Here is a 22,665-nt window from a genome sequence, read left to right as displayed (position 1 = left end):
GGCGATGGCTGGTCAGGTGGTGAACTTGCCCTGGGCATCGTCGTCGGCGTTGCGATAGTTCGCCATGGCGATCTTGATGCTCTCCTCGGCCTCAGTGAGGACGTCCTTGAACTTCTCCAGTTGGGTGAGAAAGCCCTGGTGGTCGGTGGCGACCTGCACCAGGAGAGGCGCCATGATCTTGGCATTGTTGCTGCTGCCGAGCTTAGGCTGCTGGGCAAGCGCGTTGAGCTTGTAGACAGAGTTTGAGTACCACTGCTGCATCTCGCGGATGGCGGCCAGGATGGCGTCGCCGCCGTGCTGGTTGACGGTGAACTCGCCTGCTCTGGCGCTGGCGGAGAACTTGCTCATGTTCTTGGCCATGCCGTCCATGTTTGCCCACTCCATAGTCGTGCCCCCTGATGGAATCCGTTGGTGTGGAATCCGATGGTAGTGAGGGGGTGATAGGGCGGTGGGAGGTTTCGGGGATTGGCCGCGGCGAGGTGGCGCAGGGCATACGCTCGGGGGGTGAGTGCGATGGGGTCGCCGGAGTGGCGGCATGAGCAGGCGGACGCGGCTGGGCGGTGGCGGGCCAGCCTGGGGCAGTTGCGGGACAGGGCTGACAACCTGGACGCGTCTGTGGTGCTCGCCGCGCGGGAGATTGACCGGCAGCCGACCGAGAAGGCTCGGGAGCACTACCTCGACATGTTGGTGAAGCTGACGCACGTCGCCGACGGGGTGCGGGCGTTGGTGGACGGCGAGATGGAGCGGGTCGGGGTGCGGCTGGAGTCCATCAGGAACTTCGACCCCGACGCGTCGGGCGAGTCAGCCAGCGGCTGAGCGGGGGCCCGAAGCGGCTAGCCGGCAGGCTTACCGGCATGGCACAGGCCGTGGTGGTGACCTTCGATGACCGGGCCGACGCGGCGGTGCGGGCGCTGTGGGGCAAGCTCGACGCGGCCGGGCTGCCGTCGGCGCGGAGGTTTCCGCCGCATCTGACGTTCGCGATGGCGTCGGACATTCCCCGCAAGACTCGGGCGGCGCTCAAGGCCGACCTCGGGCTGTTGTCCATGCCGAGCATGTGGCTTTCCGCGTTGTCGACGTTCTCCACCAGTGCGAACGTGCTCATGCTGGCCGCGGTGACCGACGGCGAGCTCTTGGCCGTGCACTCGGCGGTGCATGACGTGCTCGCGGGCAAGGTCCGCAATCCGAACGCCTACTACCTGCCCGGGTCTTGGATGCCGCACTGCGCTCTCCTGCACGGCGTTAGCGACGCGGAACTGGTCACCGGGTTCGGCACGGTCTTCCCGGTCGAGCCGATTCAGGCCAGGGTGCGTCGGGTCGCGGTCCTGGACACGCTTACCGACGAAGTGGACGTGCTGGTCGAGCGGTAGTCACCGGCCGAGCACGTCGGACAGGAAAGCCTCTACCGCGCCCCGGTAAACGTCCGGCGCGGAGTCGTGCACCAGGTGGCCGCTGCCCGGCACGATCAGGTGCTTCCCGCCGCCGGGCGCGCGGGCGGGGATCTCCGCCTGCTGGCCGGGCGGCATCACCGTGTGCTCGGCTTCGATCGCCAGCACCGGGCACCGCACGCGCTCCACGAACTCCCAGTAGTCCCGCCTGCCCCACTCGGCGGCGATCTCTAACAACTCGTCCACGTCGGCGATCAGGTGATAGCCGTCGGCGCGCTCCTCGACGCACTCGGCGAAGTAGGCGCCCGCGGGCCCGAAGAACTCGCGCACGTGCGCCAGCGACGGGAACGGCACCGGCCACGCCTCGAACAGCTCCCGCCAGCCGTCCACGGTGCGCCCGCGCAGGTCGACGCCCACGTCCTCGACGACCAAGCCGCGCACCAAGTCGGGGTGCTCTGCGGCGAGGACGATGCCGTGCAGCGCGCCCATCGAGTGCCCGACGACCACGGCGGGCTCCCCGAACCCGGCGACCAGCTCGGCGGCGTCGCCCACGAAGTCCGGGGTGCGCCACTGCCCGCCCCGGTGCGGGTTGCGGCCGTGGGCACGCGCGTCGAGCCCCACGACCCGGCCGTACGCGGTGAGCCACCGGGCGACCGGCCACCACGTGCTGGCCCGGCCCATCAGGGCGTGCAACACCAGGATCGGCGGCCCGTCGCCGCCGAACTCGACCACGTGCGGCCTGCTCATGGCCCGAGTGTGCCCGAGGCAACTCCGGCTACACAGGGCACGGGTCATGATGGAGGCCCCGACCAGCTTGGAGTTGCTCGATGTCCCCTCGCCTCGTCTGCGTCCTGCTGGCCGCGACCGCGTTCACGGGCTGCACGAACGTCGCCGAGGAACCCGCGCCGACGACGCCCCCGCGGCCGGAGCCGGGCCCGCAGGTGACCGGCGGTGTCGGTGCCGAGGGCATCGGCGACCCGTACTACCCGGACGACGGTAACGGCGGCTACGACGTCACCTCTTACGCGGTGAGCATCAGCTACGACCCGTCTACCAAGCGACTGGAAGGCGACACCACGGTCACCGCGACCGCCGCGGACGCGCTGACCCGGTTCAACCTGGACCTCACCGGCTTCGAGGTCGCCTCGGTCGAGGTCGACGGCGCGGCGGCGGCCTTCGCCCGCGCCGGTGAGCACGAACTGGTCGTCACCCCGGCCGCGCCGCTGGCCAAGGCCGCGTCGTTCCAGGCCAGGGTCAAATACGCGGGCCTGCCGGAGGTGGGCAAGGACACGCCGCTGGGCGCGGGCGGCTGGCAGATCGCCAAATCCGGCGGCGCGTTCGCGGCCGGGGAGCCGTTCTCGGCGAGCAGTTGGTTCCCGGTGAACGACCACCCGCTGGACAAGGCGACCTTCCGCCTGTCAGCGCGGGTTCCCGAAGGGTGGAGTGTGATCTCCAACGGACGGGAAGAGCCGCCGGTGTCCGACGCGGGCTGGACTACCCACACCTGGGTAGAGCCGAACCGGATCGCGCCTTACCTGACCACCGTCGGCATCGACAAGTGGACCATCGAGCGGTCGACGCTGCCGGACGGCACCCCCGTGGTCAACGCCTACGCCCCCGGCGCCGAGGACAAGAAACCCATCCAGGCCCGGATGCCGGAGGTGCTGGCGTTCCTCACCGAGAAGTTCGGCCCGTACCCGCAGAGCGCTGCGGGCGGGATCTTCCTCAACGAGAACATGCCGTTCTCCCTGGAAACCCAGGGGCGGCCCATCTACGCCAAGTGGGCGGAGCTGGAAGTCGTCGTCCACGAGCAGGCCCACCAGTGGTTCGGCGACAGCGTGTCGGTCAAGAACTGGTCCGACATCTGCCTCAACGAGTGCTTCGCGTCCTACTCGCAGTGGATGTGGGCCGAAGCCAAGGAAGGCGAAAACCTCGACCAGCGCTACCGCACCCAGGTGGCCCGCAACGCCGAACGCCCCCGCTACTGGAACCGCAAACTGGTCGACATGGGCGCGGGCAACGAGTTCACCGCCGTCTACGACAAGGGCCAGCTCGCCGTCCACGCCCTGCGCAGGCAGATCGGCGACCCCAAGTTCGACGAGCTCATCAAGAAGTGGACCTCGACCCACAAGGACGGCAACGCGTCCTGGGCGGAGTTCGAGACCATGGCCACGCAAGTCGCGGGCCAAGACCTCACCCGCTTCTTCGACGCCTGGTTCCACCAAGCGGCCAAACCCGCCGACGAGTTCCTCTACCCGGGGCCGCTGCGCCAGTAGGCTGGCGGCATGGCAGTCGTGAAGATCAATGCGATCGAGGTGCCCGATGGCGCCGGACCCGAGTTGGAGAAGCGCTTCGCCGCGCGCCTGGGCGCCGTCGAAGGCGAGCCCGGATTCCTCGGGTTCGAGCTGCTGCGCCCCACCTCGGGCGAAACCCGCTACTTCGTCTACACCCGCTGGGAGACCGAAGAGCACTTCCGGGCGTGGATGAGCGGCTCAGCCAAGGAAGCCCACTCCGGCGAGCGCGCCAAGCCGGTCGGCACCGGCTCCAGCCTGCTGGAATTCGAGGTCGTGCACACCGCGGGCCCCCGCACCGCCGAGTGACCGACGCGCTCGACCGGGCGGCGGCCATGGTGGCCGCCGCCGACACCGTGCTGGTCTGCGCGGGCGCGGGCATGGGCGTGGACTCCGGCCTCCCCGACTTCCGCGGCAGCGAGGGCTTCTGGCGCGCGTACCCGCCGTACGCGCGGCTGGGCCTGCGGTTCGAGGAACTGGCCGACCCGGTGCACTTCGCCCAAGACCCCGAACTGGCGTGGGGCTTCTACGGGCACCGGCTGGCCCTGTACCGCGCGACAGTGCCGCATTCGGGATTCGAGATCCTGCGCGAATGGGACGCGCGGGTGTTCACGTCGAACGTGGACGGACAGTTTCAAAAGGCGGGCTTCGCTGACGTCGCCGAGGTGCACGGTTCTATTCACCACCTCCAGTGCACCCTTCCGTGCCGGTACGAGGTGTGGCCCGCTGGGGCCGATGTCGAGGTCGACCCGGAGACTTTGCGTGCTGTCGGGCCGCTGCCGGAGTGCCCGGACTGCGGCAGCTTGGCGCGGCCGAACATTCTCATGTTCGGCGATGCGCACTGGGTTCCTGATCGCAGCCAGACGGGTCTTGACGCGCTGATGGCGTGGCGCCGGGCTCAGCATGGGCGGAATCTGGTGGTGGTGGAAATCGGGGCGGGGAACGCGGTGCCGACTGTTCGTCGGCACGCTGAGCTGGCTAGTGCTGCTACGGGGAACTTGATCCGGATCAATCCGCGGGAGCCATCGATCCGGCATGGCCGGGGTGTCTCGCTCGCGATGGGCGCTGTTGAGGCGCTGACCGGGATTCAGTCGCGGCTGTGACGGTCGTGGGGGCTGGCTGTGGGGGTTGCTCGATGGGGTGGAGCATCTGGCGGCTTTGGGTGCGGTTGGCAGGTGGGCGGGTTCGCTGTTCCAGCCCATCGAGCACCTGGCAGGGCTAGTGCTGCCTGGCAGGAGGACGGACGCGCAAGGCGTGCGTGGCAGGCCGCGCCATGTCCTCGGAAAACCTTCATTCGAAGCCCCGACAGCCCCACAACAAAGCCCCACCCACCCTGGGGGCTGACCCCGCTCCAGTCTATCGCCGCAGGTCAGCGCGGGGAAGGGGACGAGCGCGCCTGTGGATAACTCGCGATCATGAGTGGTCCGGAAGATCGGGGACAGTTGGCGGGTTCAGGGCGGGTGTGCCTGTTGGGCGGGCTAGTTTCGCGGGCCTGGAGGGAGTGCCAGTTCGGCGAAGACGGCGTTGTGGTCGCTGCCGGGGAGGTCGTAGACGGCGACTTTGGTCACGCCGACTCGGCGGTCTACCAGGATGTGGTCAATGGTCACCGGGGGGCCGAAAGGGGGTTGGGACCAGGTGGGGCGTAGTCCTTCGCCCGCTAGTTCCGCCGCGTCGTGGTAGCCGCGGTCCAGGAGGTCGTTCAGGGCGCGGTGGTCGAGGGTGGCGTTGAAGTCGCCGGAGAGGATTCGGGGGCGGGCGCGGGCGTCGGGGGGTGGCATGGCGGCCAGTTCCTGGTTCCAGCGGTGTCTCACGGTGGCGTTGGGGACGGGCGGGATTGTGTGCACCGACAGGATTTCGATGTCGACCGGTCCCGATAGGTCCACTACGGCAGCGGGTTGCTCGAAGGACATGCGGTTCTGGACCAGCACTATCTGGCGCAGTGGGACGCGGGCCAGGATGCCGCTGCCTTCGCCGCCCGTGCGGGTGCGTAGGACGCGGTAGGGCAAGAGGTCGGCGAGGCCTGCTTTGTCCAGGGCGGCCATGGCCTGCGGGGTCAGTTCCTGCAGGGTGACGATGTCGGCTTGGGTGTCGCGGATGAGCCGCACGACGGTGGCCGGGTCTGCTCTGCCGAGGAGCAGGTTGGCCGAGAACACGCGGACGTGTTGGCCCTCGGGGATCAGGTCGCCGTCGGACAGCAGGCGGGGGATCACCAGGATCGCCAGGGACGCGGTGAGCACCAGCGCGACCAGGGTGATCAGGGCGCGGCGCAGGGCCAGCGCCAAGAGGGTCACGAGCAGGCCGTACCCCGCGAAATAGGGGGTCAGGGCTAACGCCGCGACGGTAAACCGGTTGCCGTCGATCCGACCGAGCCGCAGCACGCAGATGGCGAGTAGCGGTAGGACTAACAGGACCAGGAAAGCCGTGACTCCGCGCCTGCGCCGCCGCCGGGGCGGTTCAGGGTCCAGGTCTTCGATCGCGGTGGGCTGTCTACGCACACCGCTCCTCAGCTCGCCGTTGTGCCATGTGACCAGGATGCCTGACCAGCGGCGGTTGACCGCTGTCACGCGGCGACAGTGCTAACAGCGTCGTGTGCGAGGGCTGACAGCGCTGCCGTGCACTCTGGATCGCATAAGAGACAGAGGGGGACTCACGGAATGACTTACGCGATCGAGGCCGAGGGGCTGGTGAAACGGTTCGGCGACACCCGTGCGCTCGACGGTGTCGACCTGGCCGTGCCCGCGGGGAAGATCCTCGGTGTGCTCGGGCCGAACGGGGCGGGGAAGACGACCGCCGTGCGGATTCTGGCGACGCTGCTGCGGGCCGACGAGGGGTGGGCCCGGGTCGGCGGGTACGACGTGGCGCGGGAGGCGACCGCGGTGCGCGGGCTGATCGGGTTGACCGGGCAGTACGCGTCGGTGGACGAGGACCTGTCCGGCACGGAGAACCTGGTGCTCATCGGGAAGCTGCTGGGCCTGTCGAAGGCGGCGGCGAAGGCGCGGGCGGCCGAGTTGCTGGCGAACTTCGAGCTGACCGACGCCGCGTCCCGCGGGGTGAAGACCTACTCCGGCGGTATGCGCAGGCGGGTGGACCTGGCGGCGAGCCTGGTGGGCCGCCCGGAGGTGCTGTACCTGGACGAGCCGACGACCGGCCTCGACCCGCACAGCCGCAACGAGGTGTGGGCCACTGTCCGCGGGCTGGTGGACGACGGCGTGACCGTCCTGCTGACCACGCAGTACCTGGAGGAGGCCGACCAGCTGGCCGACCTGATCACGGTGATCGACCACGGCAAGGTCATCGCCGCGGGCACGCCCAACGAGCTCAAGCGCCGCACCGGCGGCCAGAGCCTGCAGGTCCGCCCCACGCTCGCCGCGGACGGCAACGCGGTCGCCGCGATCCTGCGCCAGCTCACCGGGGTAGACCCGCTGGTCGACAAGGAGACCGGCGTGCTCTCCAGCCCGGTGGACAACCCGATGCTGCTGTCCGCGCTGGTCCGCAGGCTGGACGAGGCGGGCATCACCGCCGACGAACTCGCCCTGCGCCTGCCCAGCCTCGACGAGGTGTTCCTGACGCTGACCGGCCGCGTCCCGGCGACCGAGGGGAGCGCGGCGTGACGACCCTCCACATCGGACCCGCCCGCCACATCGGACCGGCGGCGACCGTCCGGCACGGGCTCGCGCTGGCGGGCCGCAGTGTCACCAAGATCCGCAAGAACCCCGAGTCGCTGCTGGACGTGACGCTGCAGCCGATCATCTTCCTGCTGCTGTTCGTGTACCTGTTCGGCGGCGCGCTCGCGGGCAGCCCCGGCGAGTACCTGCAACTGCTGCTGCCCGGCCTGATGGTGCAGAACATCGCGTTCGCGAGCCTGGGCACCGGCATGGCGCTGAACACCGACATCACCAAGGGCGTGTTCGACCGGTTCCGCAGTATGCCGATCGCCCGCTCGGCGCCGCTGATCGGCGCGGTGCTCGGCGACGTCGTGCGGTTCGTCGTCACCCTTGCCGTCCTCATCGGCTTCGCGATGATCCTCGGCTTCCGGGTGCAGACCGATCCCGGCCGGTTCCTCATCGCGGTCGTGCTGATGATCCTGTTCGGGCTCTGCCTGTGCTGGGTGTCGGTGTTCGTCGGGATGCTGGTCAAGAGCCCGCAGGCGGTGCCGGGCACGCTGGTGGCGTTCATCTTCCCGCTCACCTTCGGCAGCAACGTCTTCGTGGACGCGGCCACCATGCCGGGCTGGCTGCGCGGCTGGGTGGAGGTCAACCCGGTCACCCATCTGACCAACGCGGGCCGTGGTCTGCTCCTGGGCGGAGAGTGGGTCGGCGACGCCGCCTGGGCCTTCTTGTGGGCCATCGCGATCGCCGCGGTGTTCTTCCCGCTGGCGTTGCGCGCTTACCGCCGCCGAGTCGGCTGAGGTCGAGACCGCGAAGGCCGCTTCCGGGAGTCCCGGAAGCGGCCTTCGTCGTCAGCCGTTGCGCGCGGCGGTCCGGAAGGCCGGGACGAGGCCCGAGGTGGCGCGGATGGCGACCTCGGAGGGGACGTGCACGGCCTTGCTCCAGACCGGAGCCGGCGGCAGACCCGCCGGGCTGGGCGTCCATCGGCCCGCGCTCGTCGGGTCTCCGATCATCGTGTCGGCACCCGGGTAGAGGGCGCGGAATGGGTTATGGGGTTCGACCATGACTGGGCATGTTGACAGCTCACCCCGCCGCCCGCAGCGCCATTCGGGCGTGGCGGGCGAAGACCATTCCATCGAGTGACTGGTTTCCGCTTACCGCGCGAGCAGGCCAGGCCAGTCGCGGGCTTCGACCCGGCCCGCGCGTCCGGCGGTCAGCGCGCGGGCGGCTTTGGCGGCCTCGCTGCCGTCGGCGAGGTCGACCGGGCGAATGAGGGCTGGCCAGGCGCCCGCGCCGATGAGGTGGCGCTCGTCGGCTTGACGGCTGGCGTAGCACGGGTCGTGGGGAAGTCCGGCTTGGACGCTCAGCTCGCGCATCGCCGCGGCGGTCTCTTCGCCGAAGACTCCGTCGGGAGTGACCGTCTTACCGCGGTCGCGTAAGAGGTATTGGGCGGCGAGGACACGGGGACCGGTGTCGCCGGGCCGCAGCAGCGGCCAGGTTTCGCGCGGGGCGACGGTTTGGCCGAGTTGGTCGGCCACGGCTTGCCGTAATTCCGGTAGGCGTGCATAGAGGATGTTGCCAGGACACTCGGTGGTGTTGAAGTCCCGGTGGCCGCGGATCTCGGCGGGCGCGATGCCGTACTGCCGCGCGATGTAGGCGACCAAGCCGACCAGCGAGTCCCACAGCGGCGCGGGCACGTCGAGGTCGGTGTAGGTGCCCTCGTTCTCGATGCCGATGGCCGCGCTGTTGTGGTTGGCGACGTGGGCGCCCAGCACGTGCTTCGTGCCGTGGCCCAGCGCTTCGAGGCTGCGGTGGCGGCCCTCGGCGAGGTGGCCGCCGCGGCTGTTGGTCAGCTGTTGACCGCTGTCGATCCAGCCGCGCGTGTCCATGTGCAGGTTCTGGATGTGCCGCGCGAGGGCGTAGGCGTGCTCCAGCGAGAAGTCGTCGCTGTTCTCGGTGGCGGTGTGGTGCACGACGATGTAGGTGGGCTTGCGGTCGAGCATTTCGACGGGCGCCGCGGCCGGGCGGGCTCCCCAGTCGACGCAGGTGGCGATCACCGGGACGGCTGGGCTCGCGTGCGCGGGGCCGGTCAGCGCGGGCAGGCTCGCACCGGCCAAGCCGACGGTGACGCCGGTTCGCAGCAGGGCGCGTCGGGTCAGGGCCATGGCGACCTCCCTCAGCAACGATATGTAGCCGAGGGTAGGTGCCGCACCACGATCCGGCAACGCTTGACCAACTATCGTGTTACTTAGTTACTCCCTGTCGGTGCTCGCCGGGGAGGGCGAACCGGCCGTCCTCGGTCTGCTCGACCAGGCCGTCCACCACCAGCGAGTGCAGGCACCGGTCACGCTGGCAGGCATCGCTCCACACCAGGTCGAGGCGGGTTTTCGGGGCCGGGTCAGTCGACCCGCGCAGCACGTCGAGCAGCAGCCCGCGCACCTGCCGGTCAGTCCCGGCGAACCGCTGCACGGCCTTGGCTGGCCCGTCGTAGGCCGGACGGCCCGCGCGCTGCCAGGCGCACGACGACACGACCGGGCAGTCACCGCATCGAGGGGCCCGAGCGGTGCACACAACCGCGCCCAACTCCATCAGCGCCGCGGACGCGCGCGCCGCGGTGGCCGGGTCGGCGGGCAGCAGCGCCTCGACGTCGGCGAGGTCGCGGGTGGTCGATGGCGGACCGGCGTCGCCTGCGCCGTGCGCCGCGCGGGCGACGACGCGGCGCACGTTGGTGTCGACCACCGGGCAGCGCTGCCCGTAGGCGAACGCGGCGACGGCCCGCGCCGTGTACGCCCCGATGCCCGGCAGGGCCAGCAGCGTGTCGATGTCGGCGGGCACGACGTCGTTGTGCTCCGCGGCGATGACCCCGGCTGCGGCGTGCAGGCGCAGCGCCCGGCGCGGGTACCCGAGCTTGCCCCACGCCCGCACGACCTCGCCTTGGCTCACCGCGGCCAGCGACGACGGCAGCGGCCACCGGGCCATCCAGGCCAGCCAGATCGGCTCCACCCGGGCGACCGGGGTCTGCTGCAGCATGATCTCGCTGACCAGCACACCCCAGCCGGTGGTGCCCGGCTTGCGCCAGGCGAGGTCGCGGGCGTTCGCGTCGAACCAGTCGAGGACTTCGATCACGTCGAGGCTGGGCACCCGGAGAGTCTAGGTCGAGACAGGATTCGGCTAGAGCACCTCGGTGAGCGCGGCGGTCTGCACGTCGTAGACGAAGCCGCGCACGTTGCCGGTGTGCGGGACGAACGGGCTGCGCCGCACCCGCTCGACCGACTGCCGCACGCTGTCCTTGACCTCGCGGAACGCCTCGACCGCCCACGGCGGCCGCAGCCCGGTGTCCTCCGCGACGCTGTCCCGGAACTCGTCGTCGGTGAACGTGGACAGGCCGCACAGGGTGTGCTGCATGACGATCACCTCGCGCGTCTGGAGCTTGCGCTGGCTGATCGACAGCGAGCGGATCACGTCGTCGGTGACGATGCCGCCCGCGTTGCGCAGGATGTGCGCCTCGCCGTGCCGGAGGCCGAACACGTCGAAGACCTTGATGCGCGCGTCCATGCAGGTCACGATCGTCAGGTGCAGGTTGGGCACCGGGGTCGGGACCTCGGGCGCGCCATGGTCTGGGCCATCGATGTGGCGCTGGAGCAGGTCGTCGATCGCGGTCACGGCCACCTCCGGTTGGTTCTGTTGATCACTGATTGGACCTTGTGTCCCAGTTGTCCCACAAGGCGTATTTGGTAATTATCACTGTTCGTGTCGCCACCCGGGGCGAGACCCGCCTATCGGGTGAGCGAAAAACCGGCGTTCGGAGGCCGCGGCGCGGATACCGTTCCCGAGGTGATGGAGCCATCCGGACCTCTGCCCAAAGGCGTTTACCTGCGGCGTCGGATTCTCGCCGTCGCCGGGACGGCATTCGGCGTCGTCGTGCTCATCTGGCTCATCGACGGCCTGATCGGCGACCAGCATGACCTGCCGCCGGGCGCCGCCGCCGTCGCCGACTCCGGCCCGACCAGCTCACCGCCATCCACCTCCTCATCGCCGCCGACCGCGTCCACGACCTCTGATTCCCCGCCAGCGGCGACCTCAACCGAGACGTCGACCACACCGCCGCCACCTCCCCCGCCGGACCCGAGCGAGCCCTGCCCGGACGCCTCAGTCGCGGTCACCGCCGAACTGGGAGCGCCGACATACCGGGTCGGGCAGAAGCCGGTCCTGCGGCTGGTCGTGGCCAACACCGGGCCGCACCCGTGCACCAGGGACATCGGCCGCGCGCAGCGTGAACTGGTGGTCACCGGCCCAGATGGCGCGACGCGGCTGTGGTCGAGCAACGACTGCTACGCGGCCAAGGGCGAGCACTGGCACGTCCTGGCGCCCGGCGAGCGGCACGACTTCGACCTGACCTGGGCAGGCCGCACATCCGCCCCGGGGTGCCCGCCCACGCGCACGGCCGTCCCGCCGGGCGACTACCTGGTGACGGCCAAGCTCGGCCCGCTGGCAGGACCGGGCGTGCCGATCACGATCACGCCGTGATCAGGGGCCGAACCAGCGCTCGTCCGCGGTGCGCGGCGGCGCCGAGGTGGAGCCGAGCACCAGCTCGGTGTCCAGGGTGATCTCGCGGGGCCGGGTCGGGTCCACCGAGGCCAGCAGCAGCTTGCCCGCCGCGCGCCCCTTCTCCAGGACGGGCTGGCGGACCGTGGTCAGGCCCACCCGCTCGCCGTCGGGGATGCCGTCGAACCCGGTGACCGTGAGGTCCTGGGGCACCCGCAGCCCGCGCCGCTTCGCCTCGGTGAGCGCGCCGAGGGCGAGGATGTCCGAGGTGCAGATCAGCGCCGTCACGTCCTGGTCGGCGTCGAGCAGCTGCGCGGCCGCGGACGCCCCGCTGGCGGTGCTGTGGTCGAACCGCTCGACAACCGGCACCCGCGCCCAGTCGACGCCGACGGCGCCGAACGCGCCCTGCAACCCGGCGAGCCGGGAGCGCTGGACGTGGAAGTGGGCGCTGTGCTGCCGGTCGACCGACACGAAGCCGTCGTTGCGGTCGCGGGCGAGGCGCATACAGATCACGCCGATCCGGCGGTGCCCGAGGGCGATGAGCCGGTCGGCGAGCGCGGTGATGGCGGCCTTGTCGTCGATGCCGACCCGGTCGACGCCCTCGACGGTGGGCTGGTCGGCCACCACGGTCGGCACCGGCCGGGAGAGCACGGCGGCGAGGTGCGGGTCGTCGTCGGGCACCGAGTAGACGACGAAGCCGTCGACGCCCGCGCGGTGCACGGCGGCGACGTCTTCGCGCTCGGGGTTGACCGGGACGAGGTGCAGGCCCTGGCCCGCGCCCTCGCAGGCCAGCGCCAGGCCTTCGAGGAAACCGAGGGCGGCGGGGTCGCGGAACGCGTAAGAGAGGTTCTCGGTGAGTAACAGCCCGACCGCGCCCGCCTTGCGGGTGCGCAAGGAGCGGGCGACCGGGTCGGGCCCGGGATAGCCGAGCCTGCGCGCGGTCTCCAGAACCCGTCTGCGCAGCTCCGGGGACAGCTGGTCCGGCCGGTTGTAGGCGTTGGACACCGTGGTCCTGGAGACCCCGAGTTCCGCCGCCAGCGACGCGAGAGTCGCCGGCCGTCGCACATGCATTGACCGCGCCATGGACTGACCGTAACGGTTCAGAACCAATTGCAGAAGTCCGGTCCGGTCACGCCCTGGTTAGCGCGGCCACCCGATCGATGGGCGCAGGTGGGCTATGGTGACGACAACGGTTTCCATTGTCGCACCGAGGCGACCACCAATCACCCAGGAGAGCGCACATGACCTCGCGTCCCAGAAGGTCCGGCACGGCACTCACGGGCCTGGCCACCCTGACCCTGCTCGGCGCGGCGGCGTGTGGAGACTCACCGAGCACCCCCGCCGGCCCGGCGGCGGACAACAAGATCAGTGTGGTCGCCTCGACCAACGTGTGGGCGAGCGTGGCGCAGGCCGTCGGCGGCGACGCGGTGACCGTCAAGGCCATCCTGAGCGACCCGGGCGCCGACCCGCACGGCTACGAGGCCAAGCCGTCGGACGCCACCGCGTTCGAGGGCGCCAAGGTCGCGCTGTCCAACGGCGGCGGCTACGACGACTTCTTCACCGGACTCGCGGACACCGCGGGCAAGGACGCGCGCAAGATCGTCGCGTTCGACCTGTCCGGCAAAGGCAAGGAAGAAGAGGGCCACGAGTCCGAGGCCCCCGACGCCGACGGTCACGCCCACGAGGTCAACGAGCACGTCTGGTACGACCTGCCGACCGTCCGGAAAGTCGCCGACAAGCTCGCCGAGGAGCTGACCGCCGCGGCCCCGGACAAGAAGGACGTGTTCACCGCCAACGCCACCGCGTTCGGCGGCAAGCTCGACGAACTCGCCAAGCGGGCCGCCGAGATCGGCGCGGCCAAGCCGGGCGCGAAGGTCGTCGCCCCCGAGCCCGTCGCGGGCTACCTGCTGGAGACCGCGGGCCTGGACGACGTGACCCCCGAGGCGTTCGCCGAGGCCATCGAAGAGGAGACCGACCCGCCCGCGGCCGCCGTCGCCGAGACCGAGGCGCTGGTCACCGGCAAGCAGGTCGCCGCGGTGGTCTACAACGAGCAGACCGAAACCCCGATCACCGAGCAACTCAAGGGCAAGGCCACCGCGGCGGGCGTGCCGGTCGTCGGTGTGACCGAGACCCTGCCCGAGGGCGCGACCGGCTACCTTGACTGGATGAGCAAGCAGGTCGACGCGCTTGCCGGAGCCGTGGCGAAGGCATGACGGTAGAGCGTTCCACGGCACCGCCCGCCGCGCCGCCCGTTCCCGGCGGCGCGGCGGCGGTGTCGCTCACGGACGCCCGGCTCGCCTACGGGGACCGCGTCCTGTGGGACGGCCTGGACTTGGACGTGCGTCCGGGCGAGTTCCTGGCCGTCCTGGGGCCGAACGGCTCCGGTAAGACCAGTCTTATGCGAGTCCTCTTGGGACTGCAAAAGCTTTCCGGCGGCACGGTAAACGTGGCCGGTGAGCCGCCCGGTAAGGGCAACCGACGCATCGGATACATCCCGCAGCAACGCGCCCTCGACCCCACACTGGCCCTGCGCGGCCGCGACCTCGTCGGCCTCGGCTACGACGGCCACCGCTGGGGCCTGGGCGTGCGCGGCATCCGCGAACGGAGGCGGCGGGTGGACGAGGCGCTGGCCGCGGTCGGCGCGACCGGCTTCGCCAACCGCCCCGTCGGCCTGCTCTCCGGCGGCGAACAGCAGCGGCTGCGGGTCGCCCAGGCACTGGTCGGCGACCCGACCGTCCTGCTCTGCGACGAGCCCCTGCTGTCCCTCGACCTGGCTCACCAGCGCGCGGTAAGCACCCTGATCGACGCCCGCAGGCGCGCGGCGGACACGGCGGTCCTGTTCGTCACGCACGAGATCAACCCGGTGCTGCCCCTGGTCGACCGAATCCTGTACCTGGTCGACGGCCACTTCCGGATCGGCTTGCCCGAGGAGGTCATGACCTCGGAAACCCTGTCGCAGCTGTACGGAGCCGACGTCGCCGTCGTGCGCGTGCGCGGCCAGATCCACGTCGTCGGCGCCCACAGCGACCTGTGCGAGGACAACCCGCACCACCACCTCGCGGAGCACTAGATGGACAACCTGTTCGACGTCGAGCTGACGATGAAGCTGCTGAGCCTGGACTTCGTGCTGGGCGCGCTGCTCGTCGCGGCGATCCTGGGGCTGCTCGCGGGCGTCCTGGGACCGCTGATCGTCGCCAGGAACATGGCGTTCTCCGTGCACGGCACCAGCGAACTCGCCCTCACCGGCGGCGCGGCTGCCCTCCTGCTCGGCTGGGAAGTCGGCAACGGCGCCCTCGCCGGAGCCATCGTCGCCGCGCTCGTGCTGGGCCTGCTGTCCCGCCGAAGCTCCGACTACGACTCGGTGATCGGCGTCGTCCTCGCGTTCGGCCTCGGCATGGGCGTGCTCATGCTGTGGCTGTACAAAGGTCGCGCGTCGAACAAGTTCGGCCTGCTCACGGGGCAGATCGTCGGCCAAGACTTCGCCAGCATCGCGCTGCTTACCGGCTGCGCGGTAGGCGTTTTCGTCGTGCTGGCGTTGCTGTACCGGCCGCTGCTGTTCGCCAGCGTGGACGCCGATGTGGCGCGCGCCCGCGGGGTGCCGACGACCGGGCTGGCGCTGGTGTTCGCGGTCCTGGTCGGCGTGGCCACGGCGCTGGGCGTGCGCACGGTGGGATCGCTGCTGGTGCTGGCGCTGATGGTCACGCCTGCCGCCGCGGCTTGCCGGGTGACCGCCAGTCCCCTGCGGGCGACCCTGCTGGCGATTCTGTTCGCCGAGGTGTCGGCCGTTGGGGGAATCGTGCTGTCGCTTGCGCCGGGGGCTCCGGTGAGCGCGTTCGTCACGGCGATCTCGTTCCTGATCTACCTGGTGTGCTGGGTGATCAGCCGCGTTCGCCGCGCTGCGTTTGCTTAGGTTGCCTGGTTCCGCGGGGTCCGCTCGATGGGGTGGAGTGGGTGCCGGTTGGCAGGCGAGCGAGTGCGGCAGACCGAACGATGCCCTCAAACGACCTTCATTCGCCGCCCAGCAGCCCCACAACAAAGCCCCACCCACCCTGGGGGCTGACCCCGCTCCAGTCTATCGCCGCAGGTCAGCGCGGGGAAGAGGACGGTCCGCGCCTGTGGATAACTCGCGATCATGGGGGTGCCGTTGAGTGTTCGCAAGCGGGGCCCAGGCGTGCATGAGGGCGGCGTAGGCGGGTGAGGTGGCCAGCAGGGTGGGGTGGTCGCCTAGGTGGGTTTCGCGGCCGTCCATGAGCAGGACTTGGGGGGCGCGGATGGCGGAGGTCAGGCGGTGGGCGATCACGATCAGGATGCCGTCGCGGGTGGCGAAGGCATGTTCGGCTTGGGCTTCGGTTGGGGGGTCCAGGTTGGCGGTGGCTTCGTCCAGGACGACGATGGTGGCGGGGCTTGCGTAGACCCTGGTCAGGGCCAAGAGTTGCCGTTCGCCCGCGGATAGGCCTGCGCCTGCGTGGTCTAGGAGGGCGGAGAGGCCGCCTAGGCGGTGGATGAGGTTTGCCGCGCCGACCGCGTCCGCCGCGGCTTGCAGGTGGCGGTCGTCCGCGGTGGGGGCCAGGAGGGACAGGTTCTCTCGGACTGTCCCGGCGAAAATGTAGGACTCCTGAGGGGTGAAGGCGATCAGGCGATGTCGGTGCGCCGGGTCGATGTCGGTGACGGGGACACCGCCTAGGCGGACTTCGCCGCTGGTGGGCAGGAGTGTGCCGGTCAGGATTCCGGCGAGGGTGGACTTGCCGATGCCGCTGGGGCCGACCACAGCCAGGTGGTCGCCGGGGGCCAGGTCCAGATCGAGGTCGCGCAGCACCGGTTCGGCGTGCTCGCCCCAGCGGTGGGTCAGGGCTCGGACGGTGATGACGCCGTGGGCGGGCTTCTCGGTGCCGACGGTGGGGGGTGGGGGGTGGACTTCGTCCAGTCTGCGGAGGGCGACTAGCAGTCGGAGGACAACGGTGCTCGCGGTCGCGGCGAGGCTGTGCAGTGCGGGGGTGAGGGTGCCGGTGAGGTAGACCAGGGTGCCGAGTACCGCCCCGGCGGTAAGGCTGCCGTGGCTCACCGCGGCGGGAGCCGACAGGAGAACCAGCACCAACGGCAGGAACGCGCCGACCGCGATGACCAGGGTCCGTGAGGCCGCCGCGGTGGCCATTCGGACCGCGGCCCCGGCCTGGGCGCGGACAGCCGCCCGCACCTCCCCCGCCGCCACGTCCCGCGCCCCGCAGGCCACCACGTCCCGCATTCCGGTGAGGACCCCGCCGACCGTGCCCGCCGTGTGCTCGTCGGCCAGGGCGAGTGCCCGCTGCCTGCGGGCCAACGTGGGCAGCAGCGCGACGAACACCGCCAGCGCGGCCACCACCGGGACCGCGACCAGCCAGGCCAACTCCCCCGCCATGGCCGTCACCCCGGCCAACGCCCCGACGACGGTCACCACCAGCCCCCGCGCCTGCACCAACAACCCCGCCGTCGCGTCCCGAATCACCTCCACGTGCTGCGTGATCCGCGCCACCCCAGCCGCGTCCGGCCCGCCACGCGGTGGCGCCGGATCGTGCAGCACACCCCCCACGACCAGCCGGACAAGACTGTCCCGCAGCGGCTCGATGACCACCCCAAGCCGCTGCCACACCAGTCGCGCCCCGAACGCCCCCACCACGGCCGCCACCGCGAACCCGGCAAGCCAGGCCAGCCCCACGCCAAGCCTGCCAACGGCGAACCCGTCATCAACGGCGCGCTGAACCAACCTGCCCGAGAGAAACGCGGGAAGCGCCTCTAACAAAGAGCAGGCAAGCAGCGCCGACCAGGCCCGCCAGTGCCCGCCGAGCCCCCGCCAGTACGCCCTGGTGACAGTCACCACGCCCCACCCCCCAGCAGGCCAACCCGGCACGCCACCCGAGCGGCCGCCAAGTGGCGGTACCTGACTGTGGATGCGGCGTGGCAGATAAGTGGATTGGTTCGACAACTGGAACAGGGACAGCGACCCAGCCCACCTGGCGACGAAACCCGCCCCTGCCAGGCGCTCGATGGGGTGGAGTGGTTTCTTCGGGGGAGAAGGAAGATCGCCAAGCTGGCTCCGCACGTGTGCGGCCGAAGGCTTCCCACCCGTCTTTCACACGGCGATCTTCCTTCGTAGGGGCCCCGGAGAAACCACTCCACCCCATCGAGCCAACCCCACGAAGCACCGACAGCGGTATTCACCGTGCCTCCTCTTCAGTGAACACCGCGCGGTAAGCGGACTCCCCCCAGAGAACGTCATGGGGCCCGAACCCACGCACCCGCCCACCGTCCAACCACACCACCAGGTCCGCGCGGCTCGCGACACCCGCGCGGTGAGTGATCGTGACGCGGGTGTGCGGCCGAGCGGCGAGGGCGGCCTCCACCTGCGCCTCGGTAACCGTGTCCAGGCTCGCCGTGGCGTCGTCAAGAACCAGCAAGCGGGGAGTGCGAACGACCGCTCTGGCCAGCCCAAGGCGTTGGGCTTCCCCACCGGATAGCGGCGTCCGGGACAACGGGGTCGCGTAACCGTCAGGAAGGCGAACCACCAAGTCGTCCACCTGCGCCAACCGACAGGCCGCACGCACCGCCGCCTCGTCTGCCGTCACGCCGTAAGCCACCGCCGCGCGGACGCTCGACCCAAGCAGAGCAGGCCGTTCAAAAGCGCAGCCGATAGTGGCCCGCAAGTCCGCGTCGGCCACAGCGGACAGCGGCACTCCGTCCAACCGCACCTCACCGCGGTCAGGCCGCCGGAGTCCCGCGAGGACCGACGCCAGCACCGACTTGCCCGACCCGGACCGCCCGACCACCGCCACCGCGGTCCCAGCCGGGATCACGAAGTCGACCTCGGACAGCGCGCCGTCGACGCCGACCCGGCGCACCTCGACCACGCCCGGTCCCGGCGGAAGCGCCTGACCCGCGCTGTCTTCCGCGGGGGTGTCGAGCACGGCGGCTATCCGGCTCGCGCAGGAGCGGGCCCGTGACAGCGTTGTGAGCAGGGGGATCTGGCGCACCACGCCCAATCCGAGCACCGCGTACCCGAGTGCGGCGAGCATGTCGCCGATGGTGAGCCGTCCGGTAAGCACGCCGAACCCGGCCGCGGCCAGGACCGTGACCTGCACGGCAGGCATGAGCAGGCCCGCCCGCCAGACCATCCGCGCCTGGGTGCGCCACATGCCCGCGCCCGCCGCGCTCAGCCGAGGCAGGGGCCGCAGCACGCGGGCCGTCTCCTGGTCGGCGACACCCGCTGCGGTGATGGTGCGCAGGCCTGCCACCGCGTCGAGCAGGCGGGCGCCGAGTTCGCCGGAAACCTCTTGGTACGCCTGCACATCCGCGGCTGTCAGCCGCAGGTGGGAACGCGCGAGCAGCAGGGCGAGCGGCACCGCGCACAAGAACACCGCGGCGAGCCGCCAGTCCAGCAGCGCCAGCGCGGTGATCGCGCCCGCGGACATCAGCAGCGCCCCGAGCAGTTGCACGGCAAGCGCGGCGATCTGCCCCGCGCCTATGCAGTCCCCGGTAATGCGACTTACCGCGTCACCGTCAGCGAAGTCCGAGTGCGTGCCGAGACGGACCAGGTGGTCGCCAAGATCGGCGCGTAGGCGCGCGGTGGCGTTCGCGGTGACCCGGGCGGTCAGGACCACGCCCGCGACTTCGGCGAGGATGCCGACCGCGCCGAGCACGACCACCCACAGCACGGCCGAGCCTCCCGCCCGCACGCTGTCGAGCGCGGCGGCGAGCGCGGCGGGCAGCAGCAGCCCCGCGGCCGTGGCGATCAGGGCGGTCGCGACCAGCAGCGCCACCCAGCCGCGGTCGCGGCGCACCATCGACCGGAGCAGCCGATCGCCGGGAACGCCCACGTCCGGCCCTTTCTCGCGCCAATGCCAACAGTCCAGAATGGAAGCGGGAGCGGCGCACCAGTCCTGCGCCGCTCCCGCTTGCCTACTTACCTAGTGGCAGGTCAGCAGGCTGACGGTGCTGTTGGCACAGGAGGCGAGCAAGCTCAGGTTGCTCGCGCCGCCGTGTCCGCCGCCGTCGTTGTGGCTGAGCTCGTTGGGGGCCTCGAGCTCCTGGAGGTTCAGGATCATCTCCATGATGTGTTCCTTTCTTTCTCACCGGCCGGATGACCGGAGATCGGGGGGTGCGGGGCATCGCCTAGGAAGGGCAGGACCCGGCCGTGGCCGTCGAGGGTGGCGGTGACGGCGAGCAGGACGCCCGCGCCGCCGGTGGCGAGGTCCATCGAGAGGCGCAGCAACTGGTTTCCCGGCATGGCGATGCCGCCGTCGCCGTGCGGGACGGCGTGCCAGCCCAGCGCGGCCAGGTGCCTGCCGATCACCTCGGCCCGCTCGGGGTCCGCCGCCCGCCGCTGGGCCGCGGCGAGGGTGACCAGCAGCCCGCACCGGCCGAAGAGCAGGCCGGGGTGGATGACGAACTCGCCGTGGCAGGCGCGCAGCAGGTCCGGTTGGCGTTCCAGGATCGCCGAGTCGGGGCGGCGGGCGGCCAGTTCCTCGGCCACCAGGGCGATTCCCGCGCTACCGATCGACAGGTAAGGCAGGGTCCGGGCGCCCTGATCGCGCACCTGGAGAACGCCGTCGTCGGTGGTCACGCACTCGTCGAGGTCACGGGATATGGCCTGCTCAGCGAGGTCGAGCCAGCCGCGGTCGCCGGTGTCGTCGTGCAGCCGCAGGAACAGCAGCGCGACCCCGGACCAGCCGTTGAGCAGGCCCGCGCGGGCGAACGGGCTCGGTGTGGCGGCGCGCAGGGCGTCGGCGAGCCGGTCGCCGATGCCGTGGGCGCGGGTCCGCAGGTCCCGGTCGTGCCGGGTGCCCGCGAAGTGCAGCAGGTTCAGCGCGATTCCGGAGAGCCCGCCGTCGAGGCTGTGGTCCCGGGTCTGCGCGACCAGGTTGTCCGCGCCGTCGAGCACGGCGGCGGCGTCCTCGTGGTGGCCGAGGTTCTCCAGGACGTGCGCGATGCCGTGCGCGCCGTCGAAGAATCCGGGTCGGGCGGGCGGCGTGCGGCGGACGGTGTCGATCAGCCAGCGCTCGTGCTCGGGATACCGGCCGGTCCCGGCGGCGTCGAGGGCGTGCAGCACGCCCGCCGCGCCGTAGCCGAAGCAGGCGCCGCCCACCCGGAACTGCTCGATGTCCCCGGGGAACAGCCGGTCGTCCCGCTCCGGGGTGGCGCTGGCGAGGATGGCCACGGCGAGGGCTTTGCGGACCTGGCCCCAGTCGGGGTCGGGCCGGTCGAGTTCGGTAGCCGCCGGGGCGGTCGCCGCCTGGTCGGTCTCAGCCTGGTCGGTCTGCCGTAGCTCGCGGCGGATGCCGTCGCCGTAGCCGGGCGGGAGGGGGAAGCGGCGCTCGATGACGTCCACGAGGGCGTCGAGCCTGCCGGGGGCCAGTTCGAGCAGGGCGTTGAGCGGCAGGAAGATCCATAATCGGAGGGCGGCCAGCGCGTACCGGTCGACGTCGAAGCCCGTGCGCCCGGCCGGTGCGCGAAACCCCGGTGCGCCGAGCGCGGGTCTGCCCGGTTCGGCCGCGGCCGAGGCCATCTCGAAGTCGATCAGCGAGACCCGGTCGTCGTCATCGATGATGATGTTGAGCGCGTGCAGGTCGCCGAACATCACGCCGCGCTCGTGCACCCGCGCCAGCAGGTCCTCGACCCGCCCGAGCACAGTGAGGGCGCGCTCGGTGTACTCGGCGACGGCCTCGTCGCTCGCGTGCTGCCGGGTGAGCGGGTACGTCCGGGCCAGCCACGACCCGAGCGACTGCCCGGCGACCGGCTCCATGGCCAGGAACGTGTGCTCCCAGACCGTGACGAGGTCGTGCGCGGCGGGGACGCCGTCGACGTCGGCGAGTCGGACGAGGATGTCGTGCTCGCCGCGCAGCCTCGCCACCGCGTCCACGCCGTCCCGGTCGAGCCCGGCGTGCGGGCGGGCCTCCTTGAGGACGACCTCGGCTCCGTCGGACTTCCGGGTGGCCCGGTAGACGCCGCCGCCGTTGGAGAAGTGCATCGACGCGGTGACCCGGTACGGGAAGTCGTCGGGGTTGCCCGCTTTGCGGGCGGCGATGTGCGGGGCCAGGCAGTCCGGGACCGTGACCCAGTCGGGGACCGAGAACGTGGGCTCGCGTTTGTCCGGCACGAGCGTGCCGTCCGGTGTGCGCACCGCGAGCACCCGGGTCCCGTCGATCTCCACCCACTGCTCGGCGAAGCCGCCATAGCGGACATAAAGCGGTCCGGAACCAATGCGCAGGTCACTGAGGATGTACGGGCCTGCCTCGCCGTCCAACAATGTCGACAATTCGGCCAGCACCTGGCTGAAACTGTCGTCGTCCACCGGATAGATGGTGACAAGTTTTCCACTGCCGGAGCGGGGCGCGTATTTGGAATTGCGCGCGAGCAGCACGCTCGGGCTGAGCAGGTGCTTGTAGGCGAGCCCCCGGTCGAGGCAGTGCGCGTGCACGGCCGACAGCACCCGCTCGGCGTTGCCGAGGGTGGCCGAGACATGAATCTTCCAGCCCTGACCAGGCAGAGTCACACCAACGGGGCGCAGCATCCGCCAGATTCCCGCCACTCCGTCGACCCAGCCCTCATGCGGAGCGGGCAATCTTGTCGAGAACCCGTTTAATGTGGTGGCCGTCTGTCGAGGCTGATCGAAGAAAAGGGGGTCGACAAAGCAGAACGCCTCATACTGTAGATCCATGTCGCACCCCTCCGGCGAAGTCGACCATCGTGGGTTTTGATCGGAAATCCGCAGACGCTGCTTTTACGACGCCGCAACATTCCCTCACGATCTACCGTCGGGCGCTATCCGCCAATCCGGGGATTCCGACTCGGCCAACCGCGTGACAG

At 70.7% G+C, this 22,665-nt stretch carries 23 protein-coding genes; 11 read left to right on the top strand and 12 right to left on the bottom strand.

All coding sequences use genetic code 11. The features are described from left to right. Window positions 1–12 precede the first annotated feature (12 nt). A complete protein-coding gene (locus BLS56_RS27550; RefSeq protein ID WP_091456739.1) occupies window positions 13–369 on the bottom strand; it encodes a hypothetical protein in 357 nt (118 codons plus the stop codon). A 135-nt stretch (window positions 370–504) separates the two neighbouring features. On the opposite strand from BLS56_RS27550, the gene BLS56_RS27545 reads away from it, so the two are divergent. Further along, window positions 505–816, top strand: coding sequence for a hypothetical protein (locus BLS56_RS27545; RefSeq protein ID WP_139191026.1), 312 nt, complete (start codon window positions 505–507; stop codon window positions 814–816). Window positions 817–854: 38 nt separating this feature from the next. Then, complete coding sequence (locus tag BLS56_RS27540; RefSeq protein ID WP_091456735.1) at window positions 855–1,367, top strand: 2'-5' RNA ligase family protein; 513 nt, start codon at window positions 855–857, stop codon at window positions 1,365–1,367. Here BLS56_RS27540 and BLS56_RS27535 read toward each other — a convergent pair whose 3' ends face one another. After that, entirely contained in the window at window positions 1,368–2,132 is a 765-nt protein-coding gene (locus BLS56_RS27535) for an alpha/beta fold hydrolase (protein WP_091456732.1), read from the bottom strand. A gap of 80 nt (window positions 2,133–2,212) precedes the next feature. Here BLS56_RS27535 and BLS56_RS27530 point away from each other — a divergent pair, with 80 nt between their 5' ends. From BLS56_RS27530 to BLS56_RS27520, 3 genes are read left to right on the top strand one after another with little or no spacing between them, the layout of a single operon-like run. Continuing rightward, the gene (locus tag BLS56_RS27530) at window positions 2,213–3,661 is read left to right on the top strand and encodes a M1 family metallopeptidase (protein ID WP_091456730.1); all 1,449 of its coding nucleotides are present in this window, start codon (window positions 2,213–2,215) and stop codon (window positions 3,659–3,661) included. Window positions 3,662–3,670: 9 nt separating this feature from the next. Then, window positions 3,671–3,985 (top strand): antibiotic biosynthesis monooxygenase family protein, encoded by a 315-nt coding sequence (locus tag BLS56_RS27525; protein WP_091456728.1) that lies wholly within the window; start codon window positions 3,671–3,673, stop codon window positions 3,983–3,985. A gap of 26 nt (window positions 3,986–4,011) precedes the next feature. Beyond that, window positions 4,012–4,779 (top strand): SIR2 family NAD-dependent protein deacylase, encoded by a 768-nt coding sequence (locus tag BLS56_RS27520; RefSeq protein WP_091456764.1) that lies wholly within the window; start codon window positions 4,012–4,014, stop codon window positions 4,777–4,779. Between the two features lie 375 nt (window positions 4,780–5,154). On the opposite strand, the gene BLS56_RS27515 is transcribed toward BLS56_RS27520, so the two are convergent. Next, window positions 5,155–6,240 carry an endonuclease/exonuclease/phosphatase family protein gene (locus BLS56_RS27515; RefSeq protein ID WP_091456726.1) on the bottom strand — a complete coding sequence of 362 codons (1,086 nt, stop codon included), beginning with the start codon at window positions 6,238–6,240 and terminating at the stop codon, window positions 5,155–5,157. Between the two features lie 90 nt (window positions 6,241–6,330). On the opposite strand from BLS56_RS27515, the gene BLS56_RS27510 reads away from it, so the two are divergent. Then, on the top strand, window positions 6,331–7,287 hold the full coding sequence (locus BLS56_RS27510; protein WP_091456723.1) for an ATP-binding cassette domain-containing protein: 957 nt from the start codon (window positions 6,331–6,333) through the stop codon (window positions 7,285–7,287). Then, a complete protein-coding gene (locus tag BLS56_RS27505) occupies window positions 7,284–8,084 on the top strand; it encodes an ABC transporter permease (RefSeq protein WP_091456721.1) in 801 nt (266 codons plus the stop codon). Before BLS56_RS27510 ends, BLS56_RS27505 begins: the two co-directional genes overlap by 4 nt. 51 nt (window positions 8,085–8,135) lie before the next feature. On the opposite strand, the gene BLS56_RS27500 is transcribed toward BLS56_RS27505, so the two are convergent. The 4 genes from BLS56_RS27500 to BLS56_RS27485 all read right to left on the bottom strand — a co-directional run bounded on the left by BLS56_RS27500 (window position 8,136) and on the right by BLS56_RS27485 (window position 10,947). After that, on the bottom strand, window positions 8,136–8,348 hold the full coding sequence (locus BLS56_RS27500) for a hypothetical protein (RefSeq protein ID WP_091456718.1): 213 nt from the start codon (window positions 8,346–8,348) through the stop codon (window positions 8,136–8,138). A 90-nt stretch (window positions 8,349–8,438) separates the two neighbouring features. Further along, complete coding sequence (locus BLS56_RS27495) at window positions 8,439–9,449, bottom strand: peptidoglycan recognition protein family protein (protein ID WP_091456715.1); 1,011 nt, start codon at window positions 9,447–9,449, stop codon at window positions 8,439–8,441. A 79-nt stretch (window positions 9,450–9,528) separates the two neighbouring features. Then, complete coding sequence (locus BLS56_RS27490; protein ID WP_091456713.1) at window positions 9,529–10,425, bottom strand: HhH-GPD family protein; 897 nt, start codon at window positions 10,423–10,425, stop codon at window positions 9,529–9,531. 30 nt (window positions 10,426–10,455) lie between these two features. Beyond that, the gene (locus BLS56_RS27485; RefSeq protein ID WP_091456762.1) at window positions 10,456–10,947 is read right to left on the bottom strand and encodes a beta-class carbonic anhydrase; all 492 of its coding nucleotides are present in this window, start codon (window positions 10,945–10,947) and stop codon (window positions 10,456–10,458) included. A gap of 171 nt (window positions 10,948–11,118) precedes the next feature. On the opposite strand from BLS56_RS27485, the gene BLS56_RS27480 reads away from it, so the two are divergent. After that, the gene (locus BLS56_RS27480) at window positions 11,119–11,811 is read left to right on the top strand and encodes a hypothetical protein (RefSeq protein WP_139191025.1); all 693 of its coding nucleotides are present in this window, start codon (window positions 11,119–11,121) and stop codon (window positions 11,809–11,811) included. Here BLS56_RS27480 and BLS56_RS27475 read toward each other — a convergent pair whose 3' ends face one another. After that, on the bottom strand, window positions 11,812–12,912 hold the full coding sequence (locus BLS56_RS27475; RefSeq protein ID WP_091456709.1) for a LacI family DNA-binding transcriptional regulator: 1,101 nt from the start codon (window positions 12,910–12,912) through the stop codon (window positions 11,812–11,814). Window positions 12,913–13,070: 158 nt separating this feature from the next. Here BLS56_RS27475 and BLS56_RS27470 point away from each other — a divergent pair, with 158 nt between their 5' ends. The 3 genes from BLS56_RS27470 to BLS56_RS27460 are packed head-to-tail and all read left to right on the top strand — an operon-like array spanning window position 13,071 to window position 15,739. Continuing rightward, the gene (locus BLS56_RS27470; RefSeq protein ID WP_091456706.1) at window positions 13,071–14,042 is read left to right on the top strand and encodes a metal ABC transporter solute-binding protein, Zn/Mn family; all 972 of its coding nucleotides are present in this window, start codon (window positions 13,071–13,073) and stop codon (window positions 14,040–14,042) included. Next, a complete protein-coding gene (locus BLS56_RS27465; RefSeq protein WP_091456703.1) occupies window positions 14,039–14,899 on the top strand; it encodes a metal ABC transporter ATP-binding protein in 861 nt (286 codons plus the stop codon). The genes BLS56_RS27470 and BLS56_RS27465 overlap by 4 nt, the downstream gene beginning before the upstream one ends. Further along, a complete protein-coding gene (locus BLS56_RS27460; protein WP_091456700.1) occupies window positions 14,900–15,739 on the top strand; it encodes a metal ABC transporter permease in 840 nt (279 codons plus the stop codon). A 162-nt stretch (window positions 15,740–15,901) separates the two neighbouring features. Here the strand turns inward: BLS56_RS27460 and BLS56_RS27455 are convergent, their stop codons facing one another. The 4 genes from BLS56_RS27455 to lanKC all read right to left on the bottom strand — a co-directional run bounded on the left by BLS56_RS27455 (window position 15,902) and on the right by lanKC (window position 22,516). After that, the gene (locus BLS56_RS27455) at window positions 15,902–17,680 is read right to left on the bottom strand and encodes an ATP-binding cassette domain-containing protein (protein ID WP_091456759.1); all 1,779 of its coding nucleotides are present in this window, start codon (window positions 17,678–17,680) and stop codon (window positions 15,902–15,904) included. 340 nt (window positions 17,681–18,020) lie between these two features. Next, complete coding sequence (locus BLS56_RS27450; RefSeq protein ID WP_175483077.1) at window positions 18,021–19,643, bottom strand: ABC transporter ATP-binding protein; 1,623 nt, start codon at window positions 19,641–19,643, stop codon at window positions 18,021–18,023. 123 nt (window positions 19,644–19,766) lie between these two features. After that, window positions 19,767–19,910: a SapB/AmfS family lanthipeptide gene (locus tag BLS56_RS27445; protein WP_091456696.1), complete on the bottom strand. Its 144-nt coding sequence runs from the start codon at window positions 19,908–19,910 to the stop codon at window positions 19,767–19,769. After that, window positions 19,901–22,516 (bottom strand): class III lanthionine synthetase LanKC, encoded by a 2,616-nt coding sequence (gene lanKC / locus BLS56_RS27440; RefSeq protein WP_091456694.1) that lies wholly within the window; start codon window positions 22,514–22,516, stop codon window positions 19,901–19,903. The genes BLS56_RS27445 and lanKC overlap by 10 nt, the downstream gene beginning before the upstream one ends. Window positions 22,517–22,665: the final 149 nt, after the last annotated feature.

The organism is Actinokineospora iranica (genome assembly GCF_900101685.1).
In the GTDB taxonomy this organism is placed as follows: Bacteria; Actinomycetota; Actinomycetes; order Mycobacteriales; family Pseudonocardiaceae; genus Actinokineospora; species Actinokineospora iranica.
The sequence above is the reverse complement of the archived record's forward strand: the minus strand, read 5'-3'. Positions and strand labels throughout refer to the sequence as shown.